Source organism: Streptomyces sp. NPDC031274, from assembly GCF_055570235.1.
On the sequence record NZ_JBVIHP010000352.1, the window covers coordinates 1 to 1,179 of the forward strand.

Consider the following 1,179-nt stretch of genomic DNA (forward strand, 5'->3'; position numbering starts at 1 on the left):
CTGCACCGGCCTCCCGCTGACGCCCGGAACGGAACGGAACGGAACGGAACGGAACGCCGAACGCAAACGCCCCCGGCCTCGCGCGCGGGGGCGTTTGTGGCCAGGGGCGGCTGGAATCGGAGTCCTCTATTCGTTGAAGACCCTGCTCTTCGCAACCTCGATCTGGGTGCCTGCGCCGAGCCAGTAAAGCTTCATCTGGTAGTCGCCGACGTTGTTCACATCGCTGGCGAATTTGCCGCAGTTCTCATCGCCGCCGTCAGCAACGGAGTCGGTCACGTACCAATCACCGCCGATGGGCTTGTAGAACAGCTTGCCCTTTACGCCTCCCCCGTCGGCCTGGATGTCGCACACCTGGAAGGTGTCGCCATTATCGTGGAAGTGCATGATTCCCGTGCTGTCCCGGATCTCGATGTCCTCGAGCGCCAGAGCCGGTGAGGCGGAGAACAGAACCGCGGACCCAACTGCCAACGCGACTACGCCGATTCGCTTACCGAGTGATGTCCTCATAGCGCAGGATTATATTCACGAGGTCCCTCAAAATGGCCACCAAAATGAGCGTCACGAAACGATAAAAAGAAGCCCCGCCCCCCCCCAGAAGCCCCGCCCATCCGGCACCCCTCACGAACCTTCCGGTAAGTACGCACTAATAAGTGGGTACTTGTCCGCCTCAACGCGCACGGCAAGGATCGAAGGCGTTCCCACCACACGCCTCCGATCGGAGTTCCACGGCCATGCCCGCACAGTCCACGCAGCCCGCGCAGTCCCCCGTAACCGTCCTCGGCCTCGGCCTGATGGGCGCCGCGCTCGCCTCCGCGCTCCTCAAGGCGGGCCGACCCACCACCGTGTGGAACCGCACCGCCGCCAAGACCGGCCCGCTCGCGGCGCAGGGCGCGACCCCGGCCGACACGGCGAAGGAGGCCATCGAGGCCGCCCCTCTCGTCATCGTCTGCCTCACGACCAACGACAGCGTCCGCAGTCTCCTGGAACCCGAGGCAGCCGCGCTCAAGGGCCGCACGCTCGTGAACCTCACGAACGGATCGCCCGCCCAGGCGCGGGAGTTGGCGGGCTGGGCCGCGGCTCACGGCATCACGTACATCGACGGCGGCATCATGGCCGTCCCCCAGATGATCGCGACGCCCGGCGCGTACATCCTCTACAGCGGCACGGAAGAGGCGGCCT

Annotated in this window: 2 protein-coding genes; one reads left to right on the forward strand and one right to left on the reverse strand. The window is 65.7% G+C overall.

Annotated features, from left to right (window positions below; translation table 11 throughout):
- Positions 1–126: 126 nt before the first annotated feature.
- Positions 127–507, reverse strand: coding sequence for a hypothetical protein (locus ACZ5CR_RS46310; protein ID WP_468870030.1), 381 nt, complete (start codon positions 505–507; stop codon positions 127–129).
- A gap of 224 nt (positions 508–731) precedes the next feature.
- On the opposite strand from ACZ5CR_RS46310, the gene ACZ5CR_RS46315 reads away from it, so the two are divergent.
- Positions 732–1,179, forward strand: a 448-nt coding sequence (locus ACZ5CR_RS46315; protein ID WP_468870035.1) for an NAD(P)-dependent oxidoreductase, incomplete at its 3' end; no start/stop codon positions are given.

What these genes read in the sequence shown, in the direction of transcription:
- ACZ5CR_RS46310 (WP_468870030.1), bottom strand. Translation starts at nt 507, where the DNA reads ATGAGGACATCACTCGGTAAGCGAATCGGCGTAGTCGCGTTGGCAGTT.